The following is a 21973-nucleotide window of genomic DNA, read 5'->3' as shown; positions in this document are numbered from 1 at the left end:
CATCATCCTCGCTTTCCTGTTCGTTTTTGTTTTAGTACCGGCCGGATACCAAAGACTTCCTCAAAGACATCTGCTTTATGTAAGAAGAGTCCTTTTTCCAAGGTGATATCCGCCATGGTGTCCGCCGTGATTGTCAGTATTCCATTTCGCTCGGATACACCGACATTTTTAATTTTCTGACGATTGCTTTTGTCTAATACATTAGCAATTTTTAAAATTGCATTCAATTTTACGATTGTAATATATTCTTCTCTTGAAAAATCACCGTCCAATTCTTCAAAGGAAGGAAAAGATTCATCGTTATAGCGAATCATATTGGCAACGATGAGACGTTCTTTATGAGAGATTCCGATAATCTCCGTTGACAAAAGAATGTGATAGGAACATTCTCTTGCGTGCAGTGCATTGATATAAGCGCCACAGCTGTGAAGAATGACACCGAGCTGTAAAAGCAGGCGCTCGCGTTTTCCAAGACCGTGTATTTTTTTGATTCGGTCAAAAATCTGGAGTGCCAGGGTCTGCACGGTGTCGATGTGGCTTAAGTCAACTTCGTATTTCTGTGCCACATTTCTTGAAGCACTCAGAATATCCTCCGTGAAATCATGTCCGCAGGAAAGATGGAGCTTTCGCTCTGCATAATCAGCAGCCAATCCATCACAAAGATTTATTGGAGATAGAAGGACATTCTGACAATCCGTAAGTTGCGTGATTTTGCGTATTAAAAGCAAAGTAGGCAGAAGTGACTGTGCATGGATATTACCCATTAATTTTAATATTTTCTTTTTGGTAAATATTTTATCCGGCAAAAAGCCTTCAAAGTCTTTTTTTGTTTCCTTTATGTGATAGTAGGTTTCCGGAATCATTTCACCGGCTGCCAAAATGCAGTGAATCTCTTTTTTATCTAAATTCAGTCGTTTGAATAAAGACAAATCCTTTTCAATGTATTCATCAATCAAAGCATCGTAATCATAGGCTTCATCCTGCATTGCATACAGCAGTTCCTGAATACGTGAAGAACCAAGTAAAAGGTTTTGCGTCAGCTGCAGATGTCCGTTCTGAAAAAGAGAGAGCTGGACACTGCCGGCACCAATATCAAGAACGAGACACCCTTCTTCGCTGAGTGGTTCAAATTGGTTTTCATTGTGAACCATTCCTTTGAAGTAAAGGAATCTTGCCTCGCTGTTACTGAAAAGTTTTACTTTGAATCCTGTCTGGATTTTTATCTGGTCGGTGACAACTAAAACATTTTTTGCCTCGCGCATTGCACTGGTGGCACAGACGTCCCAGTTATCAGTATGAAATTCTGTCATAATCCGTTTGAAATCATTAAGTGTGTTACAGATTTCTGTAAGTGTCTGATAGGAAATGACTCCTTCGGTGTACGATTCCGCACCGAGACTGAGCGGGTGGCGTACATAAGTGAGCTGACGAATTCCATTCTGACGGGACATTTCATATATTTTCATACATAATTCATTTGAGCCGACATGAATTGCCGCATAAGTTGTAGAAGCCATAAATACCTCCATTCTGAAACCAATTTCTTTGTTTCTATTTTACAATGAATTTGCAAAAATGGAAAGACGTATTTATCTGATTTTTACGTAAATTTTATGTAAAATTCGAGAATTGAAAACCGTCATCGCATGTGCTACAATAGGGGAACAGAAAAACAGAGAGGATGAGACGGTTGAAAACGAGTGATTTTTATTATGATTTACCAAAAGAATTGATTGCGCAAGACCCGCTTGAGGACAGAAGTTCATCGAGACTTTTAGTGCTGCATCGGAAATCCGGGCGCGTGGAGCATAGAGTGTTTACGGATATTGTAGAGTATTTAAAGCCGGGAGACTGCTTGGTGCGGAATAATACGAAAGTAATTCCGGCAAGATTATACGGAACCAGAGTGGATACCGGGGCAACAATTGAACTTCTGCTTCTCAAACGCATGGAGAATGATGTCTGGGAAACTCTTGTAAAACCGGGAAAAAAAGCGCGTAAAGGAGCTGTGATTTCTTTTGGGGATGGAATTTTGACAGGAGAGATTGTCGATGTCAAAGAGGATGGAAACCGTTTGATTCAGTTTCGATATGAGGGGATTTTTGAAGAGATTTTAGATCAACTTGGACAGATGCCGCTTCCGCCTTATATTACGCATACATTGAAAGATAAGAACCGTTATCAGACCGTTTATGCAAAATACGAAGGGTCGGCAGCAGCCCCAACGGCAGGGCTCCATTTTACGGAGGAGCTTTTTCAAAAATTAGAGGAAAAAGGAGTACTTGTAGCAAATGTTACGCTTCATGTCGGGCTTGGTACTTTCAGACCAGTAAAAGTGGATGATGTGTCGAAACACCATATGCATACTGAATTTTATCAGGTGACAAAAGAAGAGGCAGATAAAATTAACAAGGCAAAACAGGCCGGTGGACGGATTGTCTGCGTGGGAACGACAAGCTGCCGGACGATTGAGTCGGCTGCCGATGAAAATGGTGTGCTTAAGCCGGGACAGGGCGATACCGATATTTTCATTTATCCGGGCTATTCTTTCAAAATGATGGATGTGCTGATTACGAATTTTCATTTGCCGGAATCAACGCTTTTAATGCTTGTTTCTGCACTTGCAGGAAAAGAGCAGGTTATGCGTGTGTACGAAGAAGCAGTGCAGGAGAGATACCGATTCTTCTCGTTTGGAGATGCGATGATTATATTAGACGACTAGTGAGGGGTTTTTATGGAAAAAGAAAAGGTGTTATTCGTTTATAATCCGCGTGCCGGAAAGGGGACTTTGCGGAACAAACTTGCCGATATCATAGATTTGATGATGAAAAGACAGTGGGATGTTTCGATTGCGGCAACACAGAAGGCTGGAGATGCAGCCGAATATATTATACAAAAGGGAATCGGCTGTGACCGTGTGATATGCAGCGGCGGCGATGGTACACTGCATGAGGTGATTCATGGCTTGATGGCTTTGCCACCCGATATGCGTCCGGCCTGTGGTTATATTCCAACCGGAACGGTGAATGATTTTGCAAATAGTATCAGGCTGCCAAAACGAGTGATTCCCTGTGCACAGATTGCGGTGGGGGACAAAAAGGATGCTTATGATGTCGGGGACATGAACGGTAATTTCTTTTCCTATGTAGCGGCATTTGGAGCTTTTACCTCGGTTTCTTATGAAACACCACAGGCGACGAAAAACTTGTTTGGAAAGACGGCCTATATTTTAGATGGTGCGGTAAAGTTGGGAAAAACTAAAAGTTATCATATAAAGGTGCAGACAGATTTGGAAGCTTGGGAGCAGGATTGTATTCTTGGTATGGTGACAAATGCAAAATCGGTAGCAGGATTAAAATTATATAAGAAAAACAGTGTCAGTTTAAAAGATGGTCTGCTTGATGGGATTTTTGTGAAAACACCGAAAAATCCGATTGAGTTGAATCAGGTAATGGCATTTTTACTGCACGGAAAGGCAAATTCGCATGTGAAGGTGATACACAGTTCCCATGTGGAAATCAGTTGTAAGGAAGCGTTAGCGTATACGCTGGATGGGGAAAATGGTGGAAAACATAAAAAAGCGGTGATTCAAAATCATCCGCAGGCAATTACTTATTTTTGTGGATAGGTGTTAATCCCTATCCACAATATCATATCGATTCTGGATTAAAAGCTCTCTTGCTTTTTTCTCATCATCTTCTTTGTAAAGTTCCAGTTTCATAACACCATCTACATATTCACGGTTATGAATGATGCCGATATTTTTGATGCTGATGCCGTTCACGGACAGAATCGTGGCGATTGTGGCAATGGCGCCGGCACGGTCATCGATGTTTATGAATAAATCATACGAACGGGCAATTACACTGCTTTTCTTTGCCGGGATGGAATCCCTGTAGTCGCCTGCTGTGTGAAATTCGTCCTGAATGGAAGCACCGTCTTTTTCTGCTATCATGTGGCGGAAATCTTCAATCTGCTTTTCGAAATGGGAGAGAAAATAATCAATGCTTTCGCTGTTTGCTAAGCAAATATCCTGCCACATCTGTGGAGAGGACGAGGCAATTCTTGTAATATCTTTGAAACCGCCGGCGGCAAATGCTTTCATATTCTGTTCCTCGTTGTCACTTGTGCGAACCATATTAACCAGGGAAACGGCGATAATGTGTGGCACATGGCTGATGGCAGCAGTGATTTTATCATGTTCCGATGGTGATAAAACGACACAGTTTGCACCGGTTTTTGCTACCAATTCTTTTAACAGAGACAAGTTTTCTAACGGCGTCTCCTCAAATGGTGTCAATAAATAGTATGCATTTTCCAACAAAATATCAGTGGAATTTTCGAACCCCGTTTTTTCGGAACCGGCCATTGGGTGTCCGCCGATAAACTGGCGGCTAAGTCCAAGTTCGGCTGCCTTTTTGCAGATATTTCCCTTTACACTTCCAACATCGGTAAGAATGCAGCCAGGTTTCAACAGCGGTTTTAAGACGGACAGATAGTCTGTATTTTTTAGAACCGGCGCACAGAGAAAAATGATGTCGCAGGTGGAAAAACGCTCATCAATTTCATACCAGATAGAATCAATAATTCCTTCCGCCATGCCCTCATCAAGTGCCGGATTTTTTCTTCTGGAATAGACGTGTACGGACACATCCTCATTTTGTTTTTTGAGTGATCTTGCGATGGAACCGCCAATGAGTCCAAATCCGACAAAGCCAAGTTCTAAATGTTTCATAGCATAATAATCTCCATTCTTTGCAAAGTTAATAAACATAGTTTAGCACCTTTTTGGGTAAATTACAATTGCTTGACACAGAGAATGTGGATTCATACAATAGAAGTGAAAAAAGTTTACACAGAGCAAGGAGGAATTGACAATGAGTGTTTTGGGAGCATTAGAACCGGCACGTGTGATGCATTATTTTGAAGAAATCTGTGGCATACCGCATGGTTCGGGAAATACGAAAAAAATCAGTGATTATTGTGTTTCTTTTGCAAAAGAGCATCACCTTACTTATTTGCAGGATGAATATAACAATGTGATAATATGGAAAGACGGCATAAAAGGATATGAGAATTCGGCTCCGGTTATGCTGCAGGGGCATTTGGATATGGTCTGTGAAAAAGAAGAGGGCTGTGACATTGATTTTGAGACGGATGGACTTTGTCTGCAGGTGGAAGATGGCATTGTGACAGCAGAAAAAACAACGCTTGGGGGAGATGACGGTATTGCCGTTGCGTATGCTCTTGCTTTATTGGAGACGGATGAATATCCACACCCGCCGTTGGAGATTGTGCTTACGGTAGATGAAGAAATCGGAATGTTAGGTGCCACAGCTTTGGATACTTCACCTCTTCGTGCAAAAACGATGTTGAATTTGGATTCCGAAGATGAGGGGCATTTGTTAGTCAGCTGTGCCGGTGGTGTGACAGCGCAGGTGGAACTTCCACTTTCCTTTGAGACAGGCGATGGGGAGAAATACGTTATTTCTGTCAGTGGTTTAATGGGAGGCCATTCCGGTGTTGAAATTGATAAGGGGCGCGCCAATGCCTGTCAGATATTAGGAAGGGCTCTCTATGAACTGCATAAAGAAATTCCATTTTCTCTGTGTTCATTAAATGGTGGGTTGAAAGATAATGCCATTCCGAGACAGGCAGAAGCAGTTATTGTATGTCCGGAAAAATGGCAGCCTGAAATCAATACTAAGATTGCTGAGATTTCCTCTGAAATAAAACATGAGTTTTTGGAAACAGACCCATTGATTTTGGTGGAAGTAAAGAAGACTACAATCGTAGAAAAAGAATTGGCAATGACGAAAGATTCTGCGGATAAGATGATTACCGCCCTTCTTTGTCTGCCGGGAGGAATTCAGAAGATGAGTTTTCAAATGAAAGGACTTGTTCAGACTTCGTTAAATTTAGGAATTATGAAGACGGAGAGAGACCATGTTTCACTGTCATTTTCGGTGCGAAGCAGTGTGGAGTCGGAAAAGCGGGCGCTGCTTGAAAGGATTGCCTGTCTGACAAAAACATTAGGCGGCACGGTTACCACAAATGGAGATTATCCGGCATGGGAGTATCTGGAAAATTCACCGCTGCGTGATTTGATGTGCCGGATATTTGAAGAGCAATATGGCAGAGAACCTATTGTGGAGGCACTTCATGCAGGGGTGGAATGTGGTATTTTTGCCGGGAAAATACCGGGACTTGACTGTGTCTCGTTTGGACCGGATATGAAAGATATCCACACGCCGAAAGAGAGTATGGATGTGGAAAGCGTGAAACGAACGTGGGAATATCTGCTTGAAATATTGAAACAGTTGAAATGACAAAAAACGGTAAATCATCTAGGAAACCTATTTCCGTTGATTTACCGTTTTTATTATGTACGATTTACAGTTCGGAATATCCGAATCCGTTTACAATCGCATCGATTTTTTCTTTGTTTTTGCAGTGTGGACATTCACTTGGTGTGAAGGTGTTATAGTCCGGCAAATCCTCTGTTGAGAAGATGCAGTGGACAGGCTCACCGTAAATTTCTTTTGCTGCGCTGAAAATTGCTGAAATGCCTTGAATGATACCGCCGTAGTACTGAATGCACTCCAGACTTCTGGCGATGGTACGTCCGGTTGTTGCGGATGCTAAAAGAAGAAGTATGTTCTTTCCTCTTACCATCGGCTGTAAGTTGTCGCGGAAAATCATCTGTCCGTTTCCGTCAAACTCCGGTGTAATGACATACAGACTGTCATGCTGGTTTAATGACATAATACCGTTTTTGTTCAGTTCTTCTGCTAAGCAGGCACCGATGATTTCACAGCCGTCCATGCATACGATGGTGTCAATCGGTTTGCTGTACTGGTATTCTTTTGCCATTTCTCTTGCTACTTCATAAGCTTCCTTTTGGCGAACTTTTAAGGTGGTCATATCCATATAAAAATTAATGTGTGAAGATGTCGTTGCAAAATGTCCCGGAACGACTTTTAAATTAATTTTGCTGTTCGTTTTGGAAGGTACTTTGTATTCTCTGTCTAATAACATAAAAAATCTCCTTTCCCAGATTTGTAGATTATTTGTGTCGACTTCTATTTTATCATATTTTTCTTGTTACTTCCACTCTTTTTCGGTATAATAAAAGAAAAGTTCTTAATTTGGACGAATTGTTTTAGAAATTACGGAGGAAGGATTGCATGACATTATTCGAGATGATAAAGACAAGACCATATGAGATGCAGCAGGAATTTTCATGCGGTGTCAGAAGACAGAATGAAAATGAGGTTTTGGTTTCTGTCTGGCGGCCAAAAGCGAAGAAATGTCAGTTGGCAGTCATAGCAGAGGGGAAGCGGAAACTGTTTCCGATGTATCCGGCGAAAATATGCGGGATGGAAGATTATTTTACAGTTGTCTTACAAGCGGAGAATTTGGCAGACAGGCTTCAGGGAATGCCTTATTTTTTTGTGGCAGATGGTGAAACTTTTTGCGATTCTTATGCCAGAATGATTACCGGAAGAGAGTACTTTGGCAGACGTCAGGGAAAAGTGAGAGCTTGTTTTGATTTTCAGGATTTTGACTGGACAGGAGAAAATTGGAAAAAGATTCCGGCGCGTGATATGATTTTATATCAATGCCACGTCCGTGGATTTACGAAACATAAGTCGTCAAATGTAAAAAATCCGGGTACATTTTCCGGTATGGAGGAAAAGCTTTCTTATTTGAAAGATTTAGGGGTAAATACGCTGTTACTCATGCCGGCATATGATTTTAATGAATGTATGCATGATGAAAATGGCGTGGATTTAAAGAAAGTTAATTACTGGGGCTATACAGAGGATGCGTTTTATTTTGCCCCGAAGGCTGGTTATGCAGCAAAAGAGGGTGAACAGGCAAAGGAGTTTCAGAAGCTGATTAAAGCAGTTCATTCACAGGGGATGAACGTGGTGATGGATTTTTATTTTAAGGATGTTTCGCCTGAATTTATGCTGACTTGTATGCGGTATTATGCACTGCGTTTTCATATCGACGGTTTTCGGTTTAATCAGGAGTGTGTGTCTGTTGAATGGCTGCGACAGGACCCGGTTCTATCCCATTTGAAATTATTTGGTTATCACTGGGATGAATGTGGCTATGAAGCCGGTCAGGAAATGTTCTGCGAGATGAATGACCGTTTTTTGGTGACGGCAAGACGTTTTCTAAAAAGTGATGAAGGACAGGTTGAGGATTTTTATTATCAATTCCGCGAGCAGAAAAAAGGAGTTGCCATGGTTCACTCGATTACCGGGCATAACGGATTTACTCTGCGGGATTTGGTGTCTTATGATGTGAAGCATAACGAGGCAAACGGAGAAAAGAATCTCGATGGAACAGAGTATAACTACAGCTGGAATTGTGGGGCAGAAGGACCTTCGAGAAAAAAAGAAGTCCGTGAAAAACGTGCCAGTCAGGAACGAAATGCATTTCTTATGCTTATGCTTGGTATGGCATCGCCTAGAATTTTAGCTGGGGATGAATTTGGAAATACACAAAAAGGAAATAATAATGCATATTGTCAGGATAACGCGATTACGTGGCTTGATTGGAGTCTGTTAGAGAAAAATAAAGAATTATTTTCCTATGTAAAGAAGCTGATTGAGTTTCGTAAAGAACATCCTCTCTATCAGAGCAGACGGTATTTGACCGGTATGGATTCTGAGGGGCTTGGTGCACCGGATGTATCCTGTCACGGAGTAGAGCCGTGGAATGCGAGGTTTTCTTATTATAGCAGGGAACTTGGTGTTTTGTTTTTCGGTGGCTATTACGGCGGAAATTCCTTGTATTTTGCATTTAATTTTCACTGGGAGCCACATGTATTTTATCTCCCGGAAATTGAAAAAAATAAAGAATGGAAACGGGTATTTGATACTTCAAATACTATGGAAATGGCAGTGGATGGAAAGAAATATGAACTGGCACCGCGCTCAATTGCCGTTTTTGAGAATGTACCGGTTAAAAAAACTGCCGGGACTTCCGGTAAGAAGAAAATCCCGGCAAAAGGGCATAAAAATGCCTAAAGATTGTGGTTTTCCACGATTGGATCGAACAAGTCCAAAGAACAATGTTTGTCAGACGTAAAATGTTTACATGTTACGCAGGAAACATTGACATTGCCGGATTTGTTGCTGCAGCTACAGCAGTCCTTGACTTCATAGGCACTACAGTTTTTTGCTACCTCGCGGTAAGTTTGTTCATCTGCACGCATAATTGGCCTCCATTCTTTCACTACATAGAGTGAATTTTGTTACTTTGCAACAATGCTAGTATGAGCAGTTAGGAAGGATAATATACGAAATGATTGTATTGGAAATTGACAGCGTAAAAGAATTTATGCAGCATATGTTTCAGGGCAGTATGTTTGACCGTTTTCATCTGCGTTCCTGCGAGGTGACAACATTTGCCACGTTTCATATTGACGGCAGATGTTTTGATGATTGGTTTGACAGTGATGAAAAACGGACAGATGAAACCGGTCTGGTTACATGGAATATGATGAAAACATTTGTTTTTTCGTGGATAAAAGGAAATAAAGTGCCACAGAAGATGCTTTTTGATTTTTGTCATTACATGCCAAATGGAGATGTCGGCTCGATTCAAATCCGCTATGAAAAGGAAAAACTTCAGTTTGTGACCGGATATATGCAAAAGGAGTTTTCTCTGGATAAAAAAGGGCAAGAAGCGTGGGATGACAATTGTCTGCAATTTATAAAGAAACATGAAATTGTTAGCACTCAACTTTAATGAGTGCTAAATTTTTCTTGACATTCGATTGTGACAGCGTTATCATATCTGTTAGAACAAGATTGAATTACTAATTGGAGGTTGATAACATGACGAATGAACAAGGAAATTTAGCGATTAATTCAGAAAACATATTCCCGATTATTAAGAAATGGCTGTATTCAGACCATGATATTTTTATCCGCGAGGTTGTAAGTAATGCTTGTGATGCGATTACGAAATTGAAAAAATTAGATCTGATGAGTGAGACTTCTCTGCCGGATGATTACAAAGCTAAAATTGAGGTGGAAGTAAATCCGGAAGATAAAACAATTACGTTTACCGATAATGGACTTGGTATGACGGCAGACGAAGTGAAAGAGTATATTAACCAGATTGCTTTTTCCGGTGCTGCTGATTTCTTGGAAAAATATAAAGATAAAGCAAATGAAGAGCAGATTATCGGACATTTTGGTCTTGGCTTTTACTCTGTATTTATGGTAGCGGACTCTGCAGAAATTCATACCCTTTCTTATAAAGAAGGTTCGGAAGCGGTTCATTGGGAGTCTGACGGTGGTTTGACGTTCGAGATGGGACCATCCGATAAAGATACAGTAGGTACCCGGATTATTCTGCATTTAAATGAGGACAGTTACGAGTTTGCCAACGAATACCGTGTTCGTGAGGTGCTTGATAAATATTGTTCCTTTATGCCGGTTGAAATTTTCCTTACTAAAGCGAATGCTGAGCCGGAGTACGAGACGATTCCGAGCGAAGAAGTGACAGATGAAGATACGGTGATTGAGGAAATTGTAGAAGAGCCGAAAGAAGACGATAAAAAAGAGGGCGAAGAAGCAAAAGAGCCGGTTAAAAAGACCAAAATTTTGAAACGTCCGGTATCCATTAGTGATACGCACCCACTTTGGGCAAAACATCCAAATGAGTGTACCGAAGAGGAATACAAGACATTTTACCGTAAAGTATTTAATGATTACCGTGAGCCGTTATTCTGGATTCATTTGAATATGGATTATCCGTTTAACTTAAAAGGTATCTTGTACTTCCCGAAAGTAAACTTAGAGTATGAGAATGTTGAAGGTATGATTAAGTTATACAACAATCAGGTATTTATTGCGGATAATATTAAGGAAGTAATTCCGGAATTTCTGATGTTGTTGAAGGGCGTTATTGACTGCCCGGATTTGCCATTGAATGTAAGTCGTAGTGCCTTGCAAAATGATGGCTTTGTGAAGAAGATTTCGGATTATATTACGAAAAAAGTGGCAGATAAACTTTCCGGTATGTGCAAAACAGACCGCGAGAATTACGAGAAATATTGGGATGATATCAGCCCGTTTATCAAATTTGGCTGCTTGAAAGATGAGAAGTTCAAAGAGAAAATTAAAGATTATGTTTTGTTCAAAGACTTAGACGACAAATACAGTACATTAAAAGAGTATTTGGAGACAATTCCGGAGCCGGAAGTGGAAGCAGAAGTGGTTGAAGAAGGTAAAGAGGATGAGAAATCTTCAGAAGAGACAGAGGCACCAAAGAAGACTGTTTACTATGTTACCGATTTGCAGCAGCAGAGCCAGTATGTGAAGATGTTCCGTGAGCAGGATATGAATGCAGTTGTTCTTCTTCATAACATTGACCAGCCGTTTGTATCGGCATTGGAAGCCGGCGATGACGATGTGAAATTCCAGAGAATTGATGCAGATTTGACGGATGCTTTCAAAGAAGAAGGTGATGAGGAAAAACTGAAAGAAGATACTGAGACTTTGAAAGAATTGTTCCGCAAAGCAACCGGAAAAGACCAGTTAGAGGTTAAAGTGGAGAAATTGAAAAATGATAAAGTTTCTTCTATGATTACCTTGTCTGAAGAGGCCAGAAGGATGCAGGATATGATGAAGATGTATTCCGCAAATGGCATGGGCGGTATGGAACTGCCGGATGTCGGACAGACACTTGTTCTGAATGCAAACAATGATTTGGTCCAGTATCTGCTGGCGAACAAAGATGGCGAGCACAGCGATATGTTCTGCAAACAGCTTTATGATCTGGCAATGATTAGCCATCAGCCACTGCAGGCAGATAAGATGACAGAGTTTATTAATCGAAGCAATGAGATTATGATGCTGCTTACTAAGTAATGTAAGGTATTATGATTAGGAGAGCACCACCGGTGCATGAGAGGCAGGACTTGCTTTTTATGTGTCGGTGGGTGTCTTTGCTTATTTGAAAAAAATGACCAAAAGTATGAATGAATTACTTGACAAAAAAATTAGGAATGTGTATTATATATTCTGTCGGTTATACACCGTGTGCTTCGATAGCTCAGTCGGTAGAGCACTTCACTCGTAATGAAGGGGTCGAGGGTTCAAGTCCCTTTCGAAGCTTCCTTTATTTTGTTTACAATATACTATTTTGTATACTATTTTCGAACTGCCTGCATTTACAGTAAAGTGGATGCAGGCAGTTTCAATAAGAAAGGAGAAATAAATGGCAGATAGAAAATTTTCGCAGGATATGGCAGGCGCGTGGGGGCTTATGAGACAGAAAGAAAAAGTGCTCATGATTTTACAAAGTATACTGACTGCCATATTGTTAATCTTTATCATTATCGATGTGGGCATGGGGATGAATAAGGGCTGGATGTTAAAAACGGAGCTTGGAATTGTTATTGTGCTGTTTGTTTTAAATGCCCTGAAAGCCTATCCGGAGAGGAAGAAAGCAATCGTTTTTTATGTGCTGCTTACCTTGGCGGCGGTGGTTTGTTTTACACTCCAGTTTATATAAATGGAAAAATCTTGACAAACGTATGTGGATACGCTACAATACATGGTGATTCAAAGTATATTTTTGAACGAATAAAAAAAGAATTTAAGTAAAAAGGAGAAATCGTATTATGTTAGAAAAAATGCAGGAACTTATCGCAGATCAGTTGAGCGTAGATGCAGACAGCATCACAGAAGCATCTTCTTTCAAAGATGATTTGGGAGCAGATTCTCTTGATCTCTATGAATTGATCATGGCTCTTGAAGAGGAGTATGATGTTGAGATTCCTACGGATGATTTGGAAAGCATCAACACAGTAGGCGACGTAATTAATTTCTTAAAGAGCAAAGGTGTAGAGTAAAACAATTGCACATAACCTGATAAACAGGTCAAGATTGACACCAAGAAGGTTTGACATAGTCCGCTTCTCTTGGTGTCAATGTTTTAGAGTGCAATGTATACGCACCAATGATGAGAGAATGATGAAAGAAAGGCTAGGATAGAACTATGGGTAAAATTGCATTTGTCTTCCCCGGACAGGGAGCACAGGTGGTAGGAATGGGACAAAATGTTTATGAAAATTCAGCAGTGGCAAAAGATGTGTTTGAACAGGCATCTAAGGCAGTTGATTTGGACTTGAAAGCACTTTGTTTTGAAGAAAATAACGACATTAATATTACAGAATTTACGCAGGTATGTCTTCTTACAACCAGTGTGGCAATTATGGAAGAATTGAAAACCAGAGGTGTAAAGGCGGATGTGGCAGCCGGACTTAGCCTTGGTGAATACTGTGCGTTAGTAGCAGCAGGTTCTATGAATTTTGTAGATGCTGCAAAAGCAGTTCGTAAACGTGGTATTTTCATGCAGGAAGAAGTACCGGCAGGAAAAGGTACTATGGCAGCAATTCTTGGTATGGATGCTGCAGAGATTGATAAAAATATTGAAGAGTTTGATAAAGTTCAGGTTGCAAACTATAACTGTCCGGGACAGATTGTAATTTCCGGAGAGACTGAACAGGTAAAACAGGCAGCAGACAAATTAAAAGAGGCCGGAGCAAAAAGAGCCGTTCTTTTAAACGTAAGCGGACCATTTCACTCAAGCCTTCTTACAGGAGCCGGTGAAAAATTAGAGGCTGTATTAAAAGAACTTACGATTGAAAAACCGCAGATTCCTTATGTGGCAAATGTAGACGCTTCCTATATTACAGAGCAGGCAGACATTATGCCTCGTCTTGTAAGTCAGGTCAGCCATTCGGTACGTTGGCAGCAGTCAGTGGAAAAGATGGTAGAAAACGGTGTTGATACCTTTATCGAGATTGGACCGGGAAGAACATTGGCAGGATTTAATAAAAAAATTGCCAAAGCCATTGGCAAGGAACTGACTACATATAATGTGGCAACAATGGAAGATATTGACAAGGTTGTAGAAGCGCTCAAATAGTGCTTTATGAAAGAGAGGCAGTATGTTATTACAGGACAAAATAGCAGTCGTTACCGGTGCCAGCAGAGGAATCGGAAGAGCAACTGCAAAAGCGCTTGCCCGCGAAGGTGCAATGGTAATTGTTAATTATAATGGTTCCAAAGAGCGTGCCGACGAAGTTGTTTCTGAGATTGAAAAAGATGGTGGGAAAGCAAAAGCCATTCAGTGCAATGTCAGCGATTTTGATCAGGCAAAAGAATTTTTTGGCGGCGTAGTAAAAGAATATGGAAGAATTGATATTTTGGTAAATAATGCCGGAATTACAAGAGATAATCTGATTATGAAAATGTCGGAAGAGGAATTTCAGGATGTTATTCAGACAAACCTTGCCGGTGTATTCAATGGCATTAAATTTGTGACGCGTCCGATGATGAAACAGCGTCAGGGACGTATTATTAACATGGCTTCCGTATCGGGTATTATCGGTAATATGGGACAGGCAAATTATTCCGCTTCCAAAGCCGGTGTAATTGGTCTTACCAAAGCGACGGCAAAAGAATTGTCATCCCGTGGTATCACAGTAAATGCAGTAGCACCTGGATTTATTGCAACAGAGATGACGGACAAGCTTTCGGATGCGGTAAAAGAAGAAGCATGTAAAACGATTCCGCTCGGTGCATTTGGTACGGTAGAAGATGTAGCGGAAGCAGTTGTATTTTTAGCGTCTGACCGTGCAAAATACATTACCGGACAGGTATTGTGTGTCGATGGCGGTATTGCGATGTAACAAAATGAATGGAGGAAAGAATGAGTAGACGAGTTGTAGTTACCGGTATGGGTGCAGTAACCCCAATCGGAAATAATGTAAAAGATTTTTGGGAAAATGTAAAAAAAGGAACCGTTGGAATCGGACCAATTACGAAGTTTGACACAACCGATTACAAAGCACATTTGGCTGCAGAGGTTAAAGATTTTGATCCGACGATTGCGATGGATAAAAAATCCGCACGACGTATGGAAGATTTTGCACAGTATGCGGTTGTAGCTGCAAAAGAGGCACTTGAAGACAGTGGACTGGATATGGAAAAGGAAGATCCATTTATGGTAGGATGCAGCGTCGGCTGTGGAATTGGAAGTCTTCAGTGTGTGCAGAAAAATTATGAGAAAATTTTGACAAAAGGACCAAACCGTGTAGCTCCGCTTATGATTCCGATGCTCATTTCCAATATGGCAGCCGGAAATATTTCAATTCAGTTTGGGTTAAAAGGTAAAAATATCAACGTGGTAACAGCTTGTGCAACAGGTACTCACTGTATCGGTGAGGGATACCGATCCATTCAATATGGTGAGGCAGATGTTATGGTTGCCGGTGGCTCAGAAGGTGCGATTACCGAGCTTGGTGTTGCCGGATTTACCGGATTGAATGCATTGAATACAACAGATGACCCGAAAAGAGCTTCGATTCCGTTTGATGTAGACCGTGGTGGATTTGTTATGGGTGAAGGTGCTGGTATTTTAGTTCTTGAAGAATTAGAGCATGCCAAAGCACGTGGTGCTCATATTTACGCAGAAGTTGTTGGTTATGGTGCAACGAGTGATGCACATCATCTGACAGCACCGATTGACGACGGAAGCGGCGATGCAAAAGCAATTGAGTTTGCAATCAAAGATGCGGGCATCAAACCGGAAGATATTGATTATATCAATGCACACGGAACCAGCACACACATGAATGATGCATTCGAGACTAAGGCAATTAAACTTGCGATGGGAGATGCGGCTTACCAGTGTAAAGTTAATTCAACAAAATCCATGGTAGGACATCTGCTTGGTGCTGCCGGTGGTGTTGAGGCAATTACTTGTGTAAAATCTATTATGGAAAACTATGTACATGCCAATATTGGTCTTGTAAATCAGGATCCGGAATGTGATTTGGATTGTCCGAAAGAGGCTGTTGAAACAAAAGTTGATGTAGCACTGAGTAACTCTCTTGGATTTGGTGGACATAATGCTGTATTGATTTTCAAGGCATTTGCAGAATAAAAAACGGAAGGGAAAAACGAAATGTTATTAGATATCAACGATATTCAAAAGATTATCCCACACCGTTATCCGTTCCTCTTAGTTGACTGCGTCGAAGAGATGGAGCCGGGAGTAAGAGCGGTAGGATATAAAAATGTAACGATGAACGAGCCATTTTTTCAGGGCCATTTTCCACAGCAGCCGGTAATGCCGGGTGTGTTAATCATTGAGGCATTGGCTCAGGTTGGCGCGATTGCAGTATTAAGCCTTCCGGAAAACAAAGGGAAACTTGCCTTCTTTGGCGGAATCAAAAATGCCAAATTCAGAAAGCAGGTAATTCCGGGCGACCGTCTGCGCTTAGAGACAGAAATTATTAAATGCAAAGGACCAATGGGCATTGGCAAAGCAGTTGCAACAGTAGATGGTAAATTAGCAGCAGAAGCAGAAATCAGCTTTATGTGTACGGATGCTAAGTAAAAGGCGTCGAAATAATATAATTATGAAATAGAAAAAAGAAATTCATTTGTCTTGAGACAGGATAATGTTTCACATTATAGTCTCTCGCCAATTGAATTTCTTTTTTTCTATTTTAACTGTATTGTTCGACTGTGCTTTTGTAAAAGAGAGAGGGGGATGTGTCGCCAAACGACCAAATAATGCTTAACTAGTTTTTAGTGGGAAGTTTGTGCCAAGTGTTTGATGCTAATCTTTTAGGATTCCAGTAAATTAGTCGCAAAACATTTTCGACTAATTTACGGACCCTAAAAAACAACCATCAAGCACTTACCCCAAACGAATATCAAAAAGGTATCAAAAAGAAATTAAAAAAAATCTTACGATAACAGCAAAAAAGTGGTATACTAATAGTGTAGACAGAAAATATAAGCGCCTCTTATAGTCGTGGCGCAGTCGGCAGAAAGGATGGATAGACTTGTTTGAAATAGGAGACTATGTAGTGCATGGGAATAGTGGAGTCTGCCGGGTAGAATCGATTCAAAATATGGATGGCATAGATGGTGCCCCACAGCGCACGTATTATACGCTGGTTCCGATTTATACTTCGGGCAGTAAACTGTTTGTACCAACGGATGGAAAAAGAGTAGTAACACGTCCGGTTATGACGAAAAAAGAAGCAGAGACATTATTAAAAGAGTGGGACGAAATTGAGACACTCTGGGTAGAGAACGATAAGAAGCGGGAAGAGGTGTACAAAGAGGCACTCCGTTCCTGTGACAGCAGACAGTGGGTTAAACTGATTAAGACGTCTTATCAGAGAAATCAGGCCAGATTACAAAAAGGAAAAAAAGCAACAACAAGTGATGAGCGTTATCTGCATATGGCAGAGGATAATTTGTTTGGTGAATTAGCAATTCCTTTTGAAATGACAAAGGGAGAAGCAGAGGAGTATTTTGTAGCACAGATTCGTGGAGAGTAAATGAATTTATTATGAAAAAAAGCCGGTTCGCTTTTTCGCAGACCGGCTTCATTTTTTTTGTTATTTTGATTCAATTTCTTTTGTCATCTTAGCAATCAATTCTTTTACTGCTGGTACAACATCAGCAAGTGCAACTTTATCCTGTACAGACTTATCACGGCTGGAAAGCTCTACAACTGCATCTTTCATATTTCTTGGGCTGACTACAAGACGAATCGGAACACCAAGTAAATCTGCGTCAGAGAACATAACACCCGGGCGGACATTTCGGTCGTCATAAATAACTTCAATGTGTTCTTTCTGCAGACTTGCATATAATTCATCAGCAAAAGCTTTTGCTTCGGCATCGTCTGCACGCAGACAGCACAGGTGAACCTGCCATGGGGCAATGGTAATCGGCCATACCGGACCGTAGTCATCGTGATGTGCTTCACAGACAGAAGCAGCAAGACGTCCAACGCCAATACCATAACAGCCCATAATTGGATAATGGGATTCGCCATCCGCATCCAAATACTGCATATTCATAGATTTTGTATATTTCGTTCCGAGCTGGAAGATGTTTCCTACTTCAATACCGCGGGAAATGTGGATGGTCTTTTTACCACAGTGTGGGCAGATGCCGCCATCAACGATTTTTGCTAAATCCACATATTCGGCATCGACAACATCACGCTCCATGCAGAGTCCCGTGTAATGATATTCTTCTTCGTTGGCACCACAGGATAAATTATTTGTTCCCTGAAGTGATTTGTCATAAAGCACGGTGTAGTTGCCATTTACGGTAAGATTTACCGGGCCGATATAGCCGGCATTCAGACCACAGTCGCTTGTTATAACAGCCGGATGAACTTCTTCACCGAGATAGTTTGTTAATTTGGTTTCATTTACATCTAAATCGCCGCGGATGAAAATAACAACAAAATCGTCTGTCATATTTTTCTGGTAAACAACAGCTTTACACGATTTCTCCAATGGAGAATGAAGAAAATCACAGATTTCTTCAATGGTGTGAATGTTAGGTGTGTGAACTTTTGTCAGTGGTTCATCGGCTGCATCTTTCGCATTTTCAATAACCGATTCAGCAGCTTCCATATTTGCACGGTAATCACAATCGGAACAGATGGCAATCGAATCCTCTCCAATTGGTGTTAAGAGCATATATTCATGGGAAAGACTTCCACCCATCATACCGGAGTCGGAGGCAACGGTAACTACTTCCGGGATACCGGCACGTGCAAAAATGCGGTTATAAGCATCATAACAAATTTGATAATAACGCTCTAAGTCTTCCTGTGAAGTGTGGAAAGAATAAGCATCTTTCATAGTAAATTCGCGGACACGGATTAAACCGGCACGTGGACGTGCTTCATCACGGAATTTAGTCTGAATCTGATAAATCATAAAAGGATAACTGTTATAACTTTTTGCATAATCGCGGACAAGCTGAACGGCAGCTTCCTCGTGAGTCATTCCTAAGACCATTTTTGAGCCGTTGCGGTCGGTAAAACGTAAAAGCTCACTGCCGACACTTTCGTAACGTCCGGACTCATCCCACAAAGAGGCCGGAAGAGCAACCGGGAACAAAACTTCCTGTCCGTCAATGGCATCCATTTCCTCACGGATAATCGTCTCTATTTTCTGGCAAATGCGCTTTAATGGGGTGAATTGTGAGTAAATTCCCTTGGCTACATCTTTCATATAGCCGCCGCGCATCATCAGTGCATGACTTTCAATGACACAATCGCTTGGTTTTTCTTTGAAGCGTTCGCCTACTAATTTGTCTAGTTTCATAATTGTCATTTCCTCCAAAAATAAATTCGTACATCAAATGTAAGTGCTCAAAAACGATTTTGAACAATTACATTTATGTTAGCATTTAGCCGAGCAAATGTCAACTTGCACAAACCAAAAGAGAGTGGTACAATGTGCGTAATTTGGAGCGAATGCAGAAAGGATGAAGGAATATGTCATATCAGACAGCAATTTTTGATTTGGATGGAACGTTATTAAATACATTAGAAGATTTAGCGGACGCCGTGAATTATTCACTTAAAAAAAACAAAATGCCACTTTGTACAATTACGCAGGTGTGTCAGTATGTGGGAAATGGGATTGTAAAGTTAATGGAGCGTGCTGTCCCATCCGGGAAAGAAAATCCGGCGTTTGAACAGGCACTTTCGGATTTTAAGGATTACTATGGAGAGCATTGTCATGATAAAACTGCACCGTATCCCAGAATTCTTGCGCTTCTTCAAAATTTGAAAGAAAAAGGAGTTAAAATGGCGGTTGTTTCAAATAAAGCGGATTTTGCTGTGAAAGAATTGATACCGGTTTATTTCAACAATTTATTTGATGTGGCATTAGGAGAGATGGAAGAAAAGGGAATCCGCAAAAAACCGGCTCCGGATATGGTTAATAAGGCATTGGCAGAGTTACGGTGTGATAAGAAAAATGCTGTTTATATTGGTGATTCGGATGTTGACTTAGCGACAGCAAAAGCCAGTGAAATGGACTGCATTGGTGTGAGCTGGGGATTTCGGGGAAGAACTTTTTTAGAAGAGCATGGTGCCGATTACATTGTCGATAAACCGGAAGAAATTGAAAAATTTTTCAAATAAAAACAAACGAATAAAAACAATAAAATGGGTCACAATAGCATTGTAAGAAACGATTTATTTGTAGAAAGTGAGGATATTTCAATGAAAAAAATAGTAGTTTTTGCAATGCTTGTTGTTTGTTTGTCCGCTATGGTAACCGGGTGCGGCAATAAAAATAACAGCGCAACGGACCCATCTGCTTCCCCGGAAGCAACAAATGAAGCGACACAGACGCCAACGAATGAAAATAATAACACAGCAACGCCAAATGCGACGGATGACAACAAAAACGATGATAACGATTTATCGGATGATGTAAAAGACGGCGTGGATGATGCTGCTGACGGTGTAAACGACGTAATTGACGGTGTGGATGACGCCGTTGATGATGTGACGGGAAACGATAAAAATTAATAATGGGATGAAAAAGAAGCAGCAACGGGATTGACCGAAACTGCTTCTTTTTTGTACATATATATTTTTATGCGAAATAGTTAAGGTAAATGAAAAAAATGTAAAATATGTAGTTTTTTTGTCAAAATTTTTATTGCTTGGAATATATTGGTATGGTAGAATATAAATTGTTATAGGGAGTTTTATGGGATAAATAATTGAGGAAGGAGGATATTTTTATGGAACAGAAAAACGGAGCAGCAACAGCTTCTACCATTCTTGGTATTGTGAGCTTAGTGCTCGCTATCATCGGAGGAATTACCTTTGGTGTAATTGGTGCCGCAATTGCTTTGATTTTAGGTATCGTAGCAGTTGTTCTCGGTATTAATGCCAAAAAACAGACAGGAGGCACAAAAGGTCAGGCTGGTTTTGTCTGTGGTTTGATTGGTATTATCTTTGCTGTTATTTTTGCAGTAGGATGTTCAATTTGTGGTGCTGTTGAGTCCAGCAGTACCAAAACAAGTTATACTTGTTATGGATGCGTTGGTGGTTCCTGTTTAGTAAGCAGTGATGTTAATGATGCAGCAGATAGTTTAAATGACTTGAGCAATGCATTGAACGACTTGTCAGATGCTTACAACTAAGAGAACAATATAACCAAAATAAAGAAGGTTGCTGCTTAGGCAGCAGCCTTTTTTCTAAGGAGGAGAAAATGTTTCCATCAATTCATTTAGGATTTGCAGATATTCCAACTTATAGCACAATTTTTTTGGCAGGTTTTTTTATAGCCATTGTTATAGCAAGAAAAATAGCAGGCCGCTATCGTCTGGCCAAGGAGGATGTTTTATATGGTGCCATCTATGCGGCGATTGGTATTCTTATCGGCTCTAAACTGTTGTATTGTTTGACAAGGCTTCCGAGCCTGATACAGAAATGGGATGCAGTTGCGGCTGGTTTTGATAAAAATTTCATGCAGACACTGTTATTTTTAATGAATTATTTGTTTGGCGGGCTTGTTTTTTATGGTGGCCTGATTGGTGCCTTTTTGGGGATCTTTTGTTACTGTAAGCAGTATCATTTATCCTATGTTTCGTATATGGATGTGTTTGCACCATTGATTCCATTTGTTCACGGTATTGGAAGAATTGGATGCTTTTGTTCCGGGTGCTGTTATGGCATTGAATACCATGGCCCTTTTGCGATACAGTTTCCGTATAATGAGGCTGTTCCGCAATTAAGTCAGGTGCCGCGTTTCCCCGTGCAGCTTTTAGAGGCGCTTATGAATTTTCTTTTGTGTGGTATTTTGTTTTGCCTTATGAAGAAAAAGAATTTGAGAAATGGACGGTTGATGGGAATTTATTTGATTTATTATTCCATTGCCAGATTTTTGTTAGAGATGCTTCGCGGGGATAAAATCAGAGGAAGTATCAGCATTTTTTCCACCTCGCAGTTAATTAGTTTGATTTTACTGCCGGTTGGAATTGTTTTGGTGCGTGGAAAATGGGTGGAAAAGCATTGCAAGGAAGAAAAAAGTGGTGTATAATTTTCCGTAGAAAAATGCCGGCGGGACAGGATGACC

The 21973-nt window shown here is 40.7% G+C and carries 22 protein-coding genes and 1 tRNA gene; 18 read left to right on the top strand and 5 right to left on the bottom strand.

What is annotated here, in order from left to right; genetic code table 11:
* Window positions 1-2 precede the first annotated feature (2 nt).
* Entirely contained in the window at window positions 3-1517 is a 1515-nt protein-coding gene (locus tag DW019_RS03795; protein WP_182431035.1) for an exopolyphosphatase, read from the bottom strand.
* Between the two features lie 173 nt (window positions 1518-1690).
* Between DW019_RS03795 and queA the strand changes: the two genes are divergently transcribed.
* Window positions 1691-2722 carry a tRNA preQ1(34) S-adenosylmethionine ribosyltransferase-isomerase QueA gene (gene queA, locus DW019_RS03790; protein WP_118442565.1) on the top strand — a complete coding sequence of 344 codons (1032 nt, stop codon included), beginning with the start codon at window positions 1691-1693 and terminating at the stop codon, window positions 2720-2722.
* A gap of 12 nt (window positions 2723-2734) precedes the next feature.
* Window positions 2735-3628 carry a diacylglycerol kinase family protein gene (locus DW019_RS03785; protein WP_118442564.1) on the top strand — a complete coding sequence of 298 codons (894 nt, stop codon included), beginning with the start codon at window positions 2735-2737 and terminating at the stop codon, window positions 3626-3628.
* Between the two features lie 3 nt (window positions 3629-3631).
* Here the strand turns inward: DW019_RS03785 and DW019_RS03780 are convergent, their stop codons facing one another.
* Complete coding sequence (locus tag DW019_RS03780; protein WP_118442647.1) at window positions 3632-4735, bottom strand: prephenate dehydrogenase; 1104 nt, start codon at window positions 4733-4735, stop codon at window positions 3632-3634.
* 142 nt (window positions 4736-4877) lie between these two features.
* On the opposite strand from DW019_RS03780, the gene DW019_RS03775 reads away from it, so the two are divergent.
* Entirely contained in the window at window positions 4878-6329 is a 1452-nt protein-coding gene (locus DW019_RS03775; RefSeq protein WP_118442563.1) for an aminoacyl-histidine dipeptidase, read from the top strand.
* Between the two features lie 64 nt (window positions 6330-6393).
* On the opposite strand, the gene DW019_RS03770 is transcribed toward DW019_RS03775, so the two are convergent.
* Window positions 6394-7038, bottom strand: coding sequence for a phosphoribosyltransferase (locus tag DW019_RS03770; protein WP_022377364.1), 645 nt, complete (start codon window positions 7036-7038; stop codon window positions 6394-6396).
* Window positions 7039-7187: 149 nt separating this feature from the next.
* On the opposite strand from DW019_RS03770, the gene DW019_RS03765 reads away from it, so the two are divergent.
* A complete protein-coding gene (locus DW019_RS03765; protein ID WP_118442562.1) occupies window positions 7188-9044 on the top strand; it encodes an alpha-amylase family glycosyl hydrolase in 1857 nt (618 codons plus the stop codon).
* Here the strand turns inward: DW019_RS03765 and DW019_RS03760 are convergent.
* Complete coding sequence (locus tag DW019_RS03760) at window positions 9041-9232, bottom strand: hypothetical protein (protein ID WP_117477851.1); 192 nt, start codon at window positions 9230-9232, stop codon at window positions 9041-9043. The two genes, DW019_RS03765 and DW019_RS03760, sit on opposite strands and share 4 nt — an antisense overlap.
* An 89-nt stretch (window positions 9233-9321) precedes the next feature.
* On the opposite strand from DW019_RS03760, the gene DW019_RS03755 reads away from it, so the two are divergent.
* From DW019_RS03755 to DW019_RS03710, 10 genes are all read left to right on the top strand, one after another.
* The gene (locus DW019_RS03755; RefSeq protein WP_118442561.1) at window positions 9322-9768 is read left to right on the top strand and encodes a DUF5721 family protein; all 447 of its coding nucleotides are present in this window, start codon (window positions 9322-9324) and stop codon (window positions 9766-9768) included.
* Window positions 9769-9857: 89 nt separating this feature from the next.
* Entirely contained in the window at window positions 9858-11900 is a 2043-nt protein-coding gene (gene htpG, locus DW019_RS03750; RefSeq protein WP_118442560.1) for a molecular chaperone HtpG, read from the top strand.
* Between the two features lie 173 nt (window positions 11901-12073).
* Window positions 12074-12146, top strand: a tRNA-Thr gene (locus DW019_RS03745).
* 103 nt (window positions 12147-12249) lie between these two features.
* Window positions 12250-12546: a hypothetical protein gene (locus DW019_RS03740; RefSeq protein ID WP_117477854.1), complete on the top strand. Its 297-nt coding sequence runs from the start codon at window positions 12250-12252 to the stop codon at window positions 12544-12546.
* A 109-nt stretch (window positions 12547-12655) separates the two neighbouring features.
* The gene (gene acpP / locus DW019_RS03735; RefSeq protein ID WP_022377358.1) at window positions 12656-12886 is read left to right on the top strand and encodes an acyl carrier protein; all 231 of its coding nucleotides are present in this window, start codon (window positions 12656-12658) and stop codon (window positions 12884-12886) included.
* Window positions 12887-13032: 146 nt separating this feature from the next.
* Window positions 13033-13965: an ACP S-malonyltransferase gene (gene fabD, locus DW019_RS03730; RefSeq protein WP_118442559.1), complete on the top strand. Its 933-nt coding sequence runs from the start codon at window positions 13033-13035 to the stop codon at window positions 13963-13965.
* A gap of 22 nt (window positions 13966-13987) precedes the next feature.
* Window positions 13988-14731: a 3-oxoacyl-[acyl-carrier-protein] reductase gene (fabG, locus tag DW019_RS03725; RefSeq protein WP_118442558.1), complete on the top strand. Its 744-nt coding sequence runs from the start codon at window positions 13988-13990 to the stop codon at window positions 14729-14731.
* Window positions 14732-14751: 20 nt separating this feature from the next.
* Window positions 14752-15987 (top strand): beta-ketoacyl-ACP synthase II, encoded by a 1236-nt coding sequence (gene fabF / locus DW019_RS03720; RefSeq protein ID WP_117477856.1) that lies wholly within the window; start codon window positions 14752-14754, stop codon window positions 15985-15987.
* Window positions 15988-16008: 21 nt separating this feature from the next.
* Complete coding sequence (gene fabZ, locus DW019_RS03715) at window positions 16009-16443, top strand: 3-hydroxyacyl-ACP dehydratase FabZ (RefSeq protein WP_117477857.1); 435 nt, start codon at window positions 16009-16011, stop codon at window positions 16441-16443.
* Between the two features lie 454 nt (window positions 16444-16897).
* Complete coding sequence (locus DW019_RS03710) at window positions 16898-17401, top strand: CarD family transcriptional regulator (RefSeq protein WP_181974906.1); 504 nt, start codon at window positions 16898-16900, stop codon at window positions 17399-17401.
* A 60-nt stretch (window positions 17402-17461) separates the two neighbouring features.
* Here DW019_RS03710 and DW019_RS03705 read toward each other — a convergent pair whose 3' ends face one another.
* A complete protein-coding gene (locus DW019_RS03705; RefSeq protein ID WP_118442557.1) occupies window positions 17462-19195 on the bottom strand; it encodes a proline--tRNA ligase in 1734 nt (577 codons plus the stop codon).
* 173 nt (window positions 19196-19368) lie between these two features.
* Between DW019_RS03705 and DW019_RS03700 the strand changes: the two genes are divergently transcribed.
* From DW019_RS03700 to DW019_RS03685, 4 genes are all read left to right on the top strand, one after another.
* Window positions 19369-20022 (top strand): HAD family hydrolase, encoded by a 654-nt coding sequence (locus DW019_RS03700; RefSeq protein ID WP_118442556.1) that lies wholly within the window; start codon window positions 19369-19371, stop codon window positions 20020-20022.
* Window positions 20023-20103: 81 nt separating this feature from the next.
* Window positions 20104-20415, top strand: a complete 312-nt coding sequence (locus DW019_RS03695; RefSeq protein WP_022377350.1) for a hypothetical protein — start codon at window positions 20104-20106, stop codon at window positions 20413-20415.
* Window positions 20416-20633: 218 nt separating this feature from the next.
* The gene (locus DW019_RS03690; protein ID WP_117477860.1) at window positions 20634-21038 is read left to right on the top strand and encodes a hypothetical protein; all 405 of its coding nucleotides are present in this window, start codon (window positions 20634-20636) and stop codon (window positions 21036-21038) included.
* Between the two features lie 68 nt (window positions 21039-21106).
* On the top strand, window positions 21107-21937 hold the full coding sequence (locus DW019_RS03685; protein ID WP_117477861.1) for a prolipoprotein diacylglyceryl transferase: 831 nt from the start codon (window positions 21107-21109) through the stop codon (window positions 21935-21937).
* Window positions 21938-21973 lie beyond the last annotated feature (36 nt).

Origin of the sequence: Clostridium sp. AF37-5 (assembly GCF_003477605.1) — a bacterium.
Taxonomy (GTDB): Bacteria; Bacillota; Clostridia; order Lachnospirales; family Lachnospiraceae; genus Eubacterium_F.
Note: the sequence above shows the minus strand (reverse complement) of the source record. Positions and strands in the feature narration are given on the sequence as shown.

What these genes read in the sequence shown, in the direction of transcription:
- DW019_RS03795 (WP_182431035.1), bottom strand. Translation starts at nt 1,517, where the DNA reads ATGGCTTCTACAACTTATGCGGCAATTCATGTCGGCTCAAATGAATTA.
- DW019_RS03785 (WP_118442564.1), top strand. Translation starts at nt 2,735, where the DNA reads ATGGAAAAAGAAAAGGTGTTATTCGTTTATAATCCGCGTGCCGGAAAG.
- DW019_RS03780 (WP_118442647.1), bottom strand. Translation starts at nt 4,735, where the DNA reads ATGAAACATTTAGAACTTGGCTTTGTCGGATTTGGACTCATTGGCGGT.
- DW019_RS03775 (WP_118442563.1), top strand. Translation starts at nt 4,878, where the DNA reads ATGAGTGTTTTGGGAGCATTAGAACCGGCACGTGTGATGCATTATTTT.
- DW019_RS03770 (WP_022377364.1), bottom strand. Translation starts at nt 7,038, where the DNA reads ATGTTATTAGACAGAGAATACAAAGTACCTTCCAAAACGAACAGCAAA.
- DW019_RS03765 (WP_118442562.1), top strand. Translation starts at nt 7,188, where the DNA reads ATGACATTATTCGAGATGATAAAGACAAGACCATATGAGATGCAGCAG.
- DW019_RS03760 (WP_117477851.1), bottom strand. Translation starts at nt 9,232, where the DNA reads ATGCGTGCAGATGAACAAACTTACCGCGAGGTAGCAAAAAACTGTAGT.
- DW019_RS03755 (WP_118442561.1), top strand. Translation starts at nt 9,322, where the DNA reads ATGATTGTATTGGAAATTGACAGCGTAAAAGAATTTATGCAGCATATG.
- htpG (WP_118442560.1), top strand. Translation starts at nt 9,858, where the DNA reads ATGACGAATGAACAAGGAAATTTAGCGATTAATTCAGAAAACATATTC.
- DW019_RS03740 (WP_117477854.1), top strand. Translation starts at nt 12,250, where the DNA reads ATGGCAGATAGAAAATTTTCGCAGGATATGGCAGGCGCGTGGGGGCTT.
- acpP (WP_022377358.1), top strand. Translation starts at nt 12,656, where the DNA reads ATGTTAGAAAAAATGCAGGAACTTATCGCAGATCAGTTGAGCGTAGAT.
- fabD (WP_118442559.1), top strand. Translation starts at nt 13,033, where the DNA reads ATGGGTAAAATTGCATTTGTCTTCCCCGGACAGGGAGCACAGGTGGTA.
- fabG (WP_118442558.1), top strand. Translation starts at nt 13,988, where the DNA reads ATGTTATTACAGGACAAAATAGCAGTCGTTACCGGTGCCAGCAGAGGA.
- fabF (WP_117477856.1), top strand. Translation starts at nt 14,752, where the DNA reads ATGAGTAGACGAGTTGTAGTTACCGGTATGGGTGCAGTAACCCCAATC.
- fabZ (WP_117477857.1), top strand. Translation starts at nt 16,009, where the DNA reads ATGTTATTAGATATCAACGATATTCAAAAGATTATCCCACACCGTTAT.
- DW019_RS03705 (WP_118442557.1), bottom strand. Translation starts at nt 19,195, where the DNA reads ATGAAACTAGACAAATTAGTAGGCGAACGCTTCAAAGAAAAACCAAGC.
- DW019_RS03700 (WP_118442556.1), top strand. Translation starts at nt 19,369, where the DNA reads ATGTCATATCAGACAGCAATTTTTGATTTGGATGGAACGTTATTAAAT.
- DW019_RS03695 (WP_022377350.1), top strand. Translation starts at nt 20,104, where the DNA reads ATGAAAAAAATAGTAGTTTTTGCAATGCTTGTTGTTTGTTTGTCCGCT.
- DW019_RS03690 (WP_117477860.1), top strand. Translation starts at nt 20,634, where the DNA reads ATGGAACAGAAAAACGGAGCAGCAACAGCTTCTACCATTCTTGGTATT.
- DW019_RS03685 (WP_117477861.1), top strand. Translation starts at nt 21,107, where the DNA reads ATGTTTCCATCAATTCATTTAGGATTTGCAGATATTCCAACTTATAGC.